Source organism: Bacillus sp. JJ1122, from assembly GCF_036964885.1.
Taxonomy (GTDB): Bacteria; Bacillota; Bacilli; order Bacillales; family Cytobacillaceae; genus Mesobacillus.
In genome coordinates, this window is the sequence record NZ_JBALQL010000026.1 from 27,125 (window position 1) to 33,692 (window position 6,568).

At 37.6% G+C, this 6,568-nt stretch carries 7 protein-coding genes; 4 read left to right on the top strand and 3 right to left on the bottom strand.

Going from position 1 to position 6,568, the window contains the following annotated elements:
* The first annotated feature begins 305 nt into the window (after window positions 1–305).
* Together V7201_RS15635 and V7201_RS15640 are read left to right on the top strand one after the other, a co-directional pair.
* Window positions 306–1,790, top strand: a complete 1,485-nt coding sequence (locus V7201_RS15635; RefSeq protein ID WP_335377682.1) for a sensor domain-containing diguanylate cyclase — start codon at window positions 306–308, stop codon at window positions 1,788–1,790.
* Window positions 1,783–2,271 (top strand): hypothetical protein, encoded by a 489-nt coding sequence (locus tag V7201_RS15640; RefSeq protein WP_335377683.1) that lies wholly within the window; start codon window positions 1,783–1,785, stop codon window positions 2,269–2,271. Before V7201_RS15635 ends, V7201_RS15640 begins: the two co-directional genes overlap by 8 nt.
* A 206-nt stretch (window positions 2,272–2,477) precedes the next feature.
* On the opposite strand, the gene V7201_RS15645 is transcribed toward V7201_RS15640, so the two are convergent.
* Together V7201_RS15645 and V7201_RS15650 are read right to left on the bottom strand one after the other, a co-directional pair.
* A complete protein-coding gene (locus tag V7201_RS15645) occupies window positions 2,478–3,524 on the bottom strand; it encodes a hypothetical protein (protein WP_335377684.1) in 1,047 nt (348 codons plus the stop codon).
* Between the two features lie 391 nt (window positions 3,525–3,915).
* Window positions 3,916–4,707, bottom strand: a complete 792-nt coding sequence (locus V7201_RS15650) for a nucleotidyltransferase domain-containing protein (protein ID WP_335377685.1) — start codon at window positions 4,705–4,707, stop codon at window positions 3,916–3,918.
* 96 nt (window positions 4,708–4,803) lie between these two features.
* Here V7201_RS15650 and V7201_RS15655 point away from each other — a divergent pair, with 96 nt between their 5' ends.
* Window positions 4,804–4,998, top strand: coding sequence for a CsbD family protein (locus V7201_RS15655; protein ID WP_335377686.1), 195 nt, complete (start codon window positions 4,804–4,806; stop codon window positions 4,996–4,998).
* Window positions 4,999–5,073: 75 nt separating this feature from the next.
* Here the strand turns inward: V7201_RS15655 and pssA are convergent, their stop codons facing one another.
* Window positions 5,074–5,769, bottom strand: coding sequence for a CDP-diacylglycerol--serine O-phosphatidyltransferase (pssA, locus tag V7201_RS15660; RefSeq protein WP_335377687.1), 696 nt, complete (start codon window positions 5,767–5,769; stop codon window positions 5,074–5,076).
* A 263-nt stretch (window positions 5,770–6,032) separates the two neighbouring features.
* Here pssA and V7201_RS15665 point away from each other — a divergent pair, with 263 nt between their 5' ends.
* Entirely contained in the window at window positions 6,033–6,509 is a 477-nt protein-coding gene (locus V7201_RS15665) for a DUF2062 domain-containing protein (protein ID WP_335377688.1), read from the top strand.
* The last annotated feature ends 59 nt before the right edge of the window (window positions 6,510–6,568 follow it).

The window sequence follows — 6,568 nt, forward strand, 5'->3', positions numbered from 1 at the left end:
AATCAACAGACCTGTTTTAATTCCCATCTATGATGAAAAAACTGTAGACAAGCTTGTTTTAATCAGGTTTGTCTACAGTTTGGGCTTCTGCATTCATGCAGAAGCTATTTTTGTGGGATAAGATATTTCTATGTTCTTGAAGGCTGTATAAAAAATGATAGGGATAGGAAGTTTAATGAAAATTGGTAAAAATGTCCTATCATTTTTTGAAAAAAGGAGTAAAATGAGAGATAAGATTTTTAATAGGAGTGAGCAAACTGGTTGAGTTTTTTTTATTGATCACTGTAGCCATAGCTTTAGCTATAATGGCTAATTTTTTACGCTTTCATGTAAGCGCTTATATTAATAAACTAATCTTTTCTCTAACTGCACTTGTACTGGTAGAAATATTTATTGAGGTATATGGCAAATACCATATACAATGGATGCTGCTTTTTTTTGTTGGCATTTCAGGTTATTCTTATAAATTACCTGGCGGGATTATCGCTGCCGTAATCAGTGCAGCTTTGGCCGTGACACAAACAGAGGTTTCTTCCCTGCTTCCCCTGCTTGCTTACATGGCAATTGGTGCAGGTTCAGGTTTTGTATCACAATATTTATTTGAAAAGAAGCGTGATCACCATAAGTGGATGTATATGCTGATGGAACAATCGAAGCATTTGCAAGTTTTCCGTGAGGTCAGTACAACTATGCAGCGTACTCTTCAACAGGATCTTTTGCTTAAAGTAATATTGACTTCTGTTACTGCAGGCCATGGACTCGGCTTTAACCGCGCGATGATTTTTCTTTTTTCCAGCGAGCCTACATCCTTAAGAGGGATTGTTGGCGTAGGGCCAATGGATGTAAAAAAGGGCTATGAGGTGTGGGAAAAGATTTCTGAGGACAAATTAAAGCTCCGGGATTTGATTGAGCACAATTTCGACAGCAACTTTACAGACCCAGAATTAAATGACATTCTAAAATCCCTTGATATTCCTTATGATGAACAAAATGTCTTTGGCGTGGCACTTTCCAGTCAGAAGGCAGTCATCGTTAAAGAGATCGATAACAATGATTCTTCGCAAATTCTTATTCATGAACTTTTTCAAACAAATGAATTTGCCGTTATCCCTCTTATTAATCAAGGGAAAAATATAGGAATCCTGCTTATTGATAATATTGTCAATAAACGGCCAATAACTTTGATGGATACAGAATCTATCATTCCGCTTGCAAACCAGGCTGCAATCGCTCTCGATCATGCTAACCTGTACGAACAAATTGAGGAAATGGCTTTAAGGGATGGACTAACTGGCTTACTGAATCAGCGTGCCTTCCAGACTATACTGGAGGATCACTTCCCTCATTCAGGGAATCAGCGTGGGCCGCTTTCGCTAATCATTTTTGATATTGATTTTTTCAAAGTCTTTAATGACAAAAATGGCCACCTGCTTGGAAATGAAGTTTTGATGAAGCTTGCTGGAGTAATTGTTGATACCATGAGGCCTGGTGACTTCTCATTCCGCTTTGGAGGGGAAGAATTCGTCGTCCTGCTTCCTGAAACAACATTGGTGCAATCAGAAATCATTGCTGAAAAAATTCGCCTGAATGTTGAAATTGCAAAATTTCCAGGTGAAGAAACACAGCCCAATGGAACTTTAACAGTAAGTATTGGGACTGCTTGTACAGATCATTCAGCCATTGTGACTAAGAACGAGTTAATAGATGCAGCTGATCAGGCTCTCTATAAGGCAAAAAAAGCAGGCAAGAATACAGTAGTTTCTTTTAAGGAGTTCGTTACCATTGATTGAAATGACGTTCATTATGGCAGTAATTGTCTTTCTGATGACGGCCGGTTTAACCAGCAGGCCCTTCTATGATTTTTCGATGAAAAAGTATACGAAAAGAGTTACCTCGAAATTTGGTTTCAAAGTTTCAGATCTCCACTATTCATACGACCAAATGATTTATTTTATCTCGCTTCCGACAACACTGCCTTATGTTAAAGCTGCTGATAAAGAGGATTTAATCATTGAACAAGATTATTCGTCCTTTTTTTACCCAGTGTTAAAAGGGATAAAAATTTCTTTGAAATTCAATGAGCAAAAGCTGTACCTTGCATATTTGCCGATTGGCAACTTCCGCCTGCCTCATCTTGATAAACTTCAGCAGGAAGGCGACATAGATGAGCAGATCTATTTAAAAATAAGTACAAGTAAACTCCTCCATCCAAAAACTTTAAACGAAGTTCGAGAGGAAGTTTATAAGCAGCTGCAGATTGGACGCTATTAACGTATAAAGTCAGCATGCGTATGCTGGCTTTTATATATTAGGCCATGAAAAGATTGGCTTTTGATTTAATTTTTAGCGGGTGTTTAAGATTAGCGGCGGCTAGATCATCAGTTATTAATCAAATTATGTTCTGAAATATTGCAAATCTGCAAGTATTAAAGGTAATGCCCAGTTGTAGACTGGGCTTTGAATTCTTGTTAAGTTTGTTATTTAATCTGGCCGATAAAGCTTAGTTCCTCAACACTGTATGCATCTGCTGAACTGTCCAGGATTTTCCTCACATCATTCAATGTGTTTTGAAGGCTTACCCTTACGCCATTTTTACCCGTAAAAGCTTCTGCAACATAAAACGGCTGAGTCAGATAGGCCTCAAGTTTTTCTCCTTGGTGATATATATGGAGCTCTGCTGCAGGCAGACGTTCCAGTCCATGAACATTGACTAATGAACGCAATTCGCGGTACCTGCGGAGCAACTTTTGTGCTCTTTGCTGGATACTGTGGTGAATGGGATCTAAATAGGACCCCTCTAAGATGGATGAAGTTGAGTAGATCGGGTTTACCGCGGGATATTTATGGCGGACGGCTAGGTCTGCATCAAAATGCCATAATGTGTCAAGTGGACCATATGGCAAATCCTCATCAACAGCCTCTCCTTTTAAATCAACAAGGAAAGTGGTGATATTGGAAATTCCTTTTTCATCAAGCCTATTCTGCAAGCTATACATATCACCTGATAAAATAAAAGACCTGTCAGCTGTTAAGATAAAATCCTTATTTGTCCCAGAGGAAATCATAGTTTGGTAGGTCTCATCGATAGAGTCAGTTACAAAATCGACATCATTTGTTACATCATTTATTTCTGGATGCTCCCCTTTAGGTTTTATCAGGATGGTGATGTAACCCTCCCGTTTAAGCCGATACAACATTTCTGCAAGTACTACCAATTGGCCCATACCAGGACGTGCCACAAGTCCAACAGTTCCTCCTTTTGAAATTGGAGCGAATAAATCCAAAGTTTTGATCCCTGTTTCTATCATTTCTGCACTCTCCCCTCTTAAAATCAGTTCATCCAATGTGCAGCCAGCTAATTCAGCAAGTGCGACAATCGTTCGTACTTCGGCCCTTCCCACGGGAATCTTGCCAGTCGATAAATTGGAAACAGTAGCTGGCCTTAATCCTACTGACTTTGCAGCAGTCGTGAGATTCGGTACTCTTTTACGCAACAAAGCTACATTCAATCTAATATTTTCCATCACTTCCACCTCCTTACTTTAAAGAGTAAATCATTTTACGTTAAAAAGCAATATAAATTACTTTGAAAAGCATTTAAATTTACTTTTTAACGTAATTTTTTGTTAGGTTAAAGTTTTATATATGTTCATGCCAAACGGTGCGCTGGAGATTTTCGAAGGAGTATTTGTACTGAGCGTCACATTAAAATGAAACCCTTCGACGCTGTAATATTTGCTGCATCTGACGGAGAATATCTCCGTGCGAAAACCGATGGTGATTGAAGCATTGTTTTCAATAGGTTCTAATTAGCGAAAAAGGATCATGTGATTGTTTCAGCAAAAGCTATGTGAAAGTGCATAGTGACTTCAGCACCGTAGGCTAGCTTTTCTCATGCGCAACTTTGATGATCATCTAGATCCAAACTTCTTCTAATGTTTCCCTGAATATTTGATTAAGTGTCTCAGTTGAATCAGACAGGTTCTTTGTAAGCTGCTTAGCAAAAGATTCAAGGAAGTCTATTTCTTTTATAATAAAATCATCAATTATGGTAAAATCAACTTCATTTTGGAGTCGTTCTCCCGCTTGCTTGGCTGATAAAAGTTTTAAGGCAGCCTCCTTTACACGTTCTGGAGAAAGTATTTGTATTAGCTCATCGAATTCGACAGGTGGCACAGAACCATACTTTACAATCCAATGCCCAGACAGGATGGATCGAAGGATGTACAGATATAGTTTAATATTTCCCTCCTGCTTACCCGTTCCCACGTCAAAATTTCTCCTCGCTATGTTTATGTGATGGATGATAAAGGACTTTTTAGAAAAGATACTCCCCGTCATGGCTTTCATTTTTTCGATTGTTGAAAACTGCTGTAAATAAACCACTTTTGATTGAAGCCATTCTATTAGGGATGGATTTGATTTTCTGAAGAGCCTTAATGTTTTAGTCAGCTCCCATCCGCTCATATCCAATAGAGGGTTTATTTCAATAGACAAGGCGTCTTGTTTAGGCACTTCAATTACATCTTTTTTTTGATCTATCGATAAATACCAATCTAGCTTGTGTACATAAATAAACCGGATATCGTAATCGCTGCCATGATCGGCAAAGCCCAGAGCACGGCTGCCGGCATCGCAGGCAAAAAGTATTTTTACGTCGTATTCAAGCTCTATCCTTTTTAAAACCTCTATTATTTGCAGTTTCACCTTGCTGCCTCCCCATAATAAAACAATTTTAAAGTTAGTTTGCCTTCTTTTCTGAAGGGTATAAGAGAATATACACAATATAAAGGAGGCACAATCATGAATAACGATCAAACGAAAGGCGCTTTTGACCAAGTCAAAGGAGAAGCTAAAAAGCAGTTTGGCAAACTGACTGACAATGAATCAATGGAAGCAGAAGGCCGAGTTGATAAAGGTAAAGGAAAACTGCAAGAAACAGCTGGAAATGTGAAAGAAGACATCTCTCGTGCTTTCAATAAGGCTTCAAGAGATTAAAGGTCAAACCAAAAGCCTTTGCTATCAAGCAAAGGCTTTTTTTTGTGCTAGATTATTTAATTTAATAATCCAACCTTAATCAATATTTGATTTATGCTTCCCTTTCACAAAACGATAGGCCAGATAAGCTATATAAAGCGGTGTTGCTATATAGATCAGATAAGGGAATTGGCCATATGTTCCCTTCCAGATTACGAATAACATGGAACCGAGGAAAAAGGTAACAATCGTTCCGTACTTAGGAAGCGGTACTTCTTTGAAACTTGGAATCCTGACTCTGCTTACCATTAAAAATCCTAACGCAGTAAATACTACTGTAGTGACAATGTTCGGTATTAAATCCCCAAATAACGTAAGAATCGCCATGATTCCACCTGCAGCTGTGATCGGTACGCCAATAAAATAGTTCAGAGAAGATTTGTCTGTACTGATATTGAATCTTGCTAGTCGGTATGCTCCAAATAAAGGAAAAAGTCCTGCAACAAGAGTTCCCAAAATTCCAAAATTATGAAAGTATGTATAATACACTAAAAATGATGGTGCTACGCCAAAGGTGACGATGTCAGCAAGTGAGTCTAACTCTTTTCCGAGCTGGCTGTCTGCTTTCAGCATTCTGGCAAGTCTGCCATCCATGCTGTCTAGCATCATGCCAATCAATATTAAAATAGCTGCGTTATTAAATTGGCCGTTAGCTGCAAATCCTATTGAAAGAAAACCACAATATAGATTTCCTAACGTAAACATATTGGGAATCATCTTTGTAAACCGCATTAGTTGTCCTCGCTCTCCGAAATCATTTTTTCATCCTTATCTTTTCCTATTTTTACCCCACCATGGCATGAATCATGTTTAATAAATATAATTATCGCCAAAAATATAGGTGAACTATATCATTATATCTCATTCTGAATGACGATTAATAAGAAAATTTTTAAGTAATTAGAAGAATCATTAACAGAAACTTAAAATATGCTTAAAAAAATGACTATTAAAATGATTCATCAAATTGTATACTATTTTTGGGCTGGTGAATTATGATCAATAAACTATTACGCAGGTTAAAATTTCTTCTTATTAGACTATTCAGGATAAAAGACAACGCACATAATATTTCTCTAGGGTTTACTTTAGGTTTCTTGATTCATTTTGTTCCCTCTTTTGGAATGGGACCGATTATTTCTACAGCAAGTGCAAAACTTTTCAAAGGCAGTCCGGTTGCTGGTTTTATCAGCGGGGTTTCCCTTATTTGGCTTTTCCCATTCTTATTTTATCTGAATGTAATTGTAGGAGAGACGCTGTTTCCATATGGAATGTTCCCATCAGCAGCAGGCATGCCTCATCATGGTGCAATTATTGGAACAAGTATGCATGTCGGTGCTGCCTTTTTCTTAGGCATGATCGTAAATCTTATCATTTTCGGGTTTATTGTATACTTCTTGATTTATACTCTGTTGCTGAAATACAGGCTAAATTTTTTATCAGCAATTAAAAAATGGGACATAAAAAAATAAAGGAATGAAAAAAATCTTTGGATTCTTTTCATTCCTTTTTTATTTGGCTCTGTTAAACA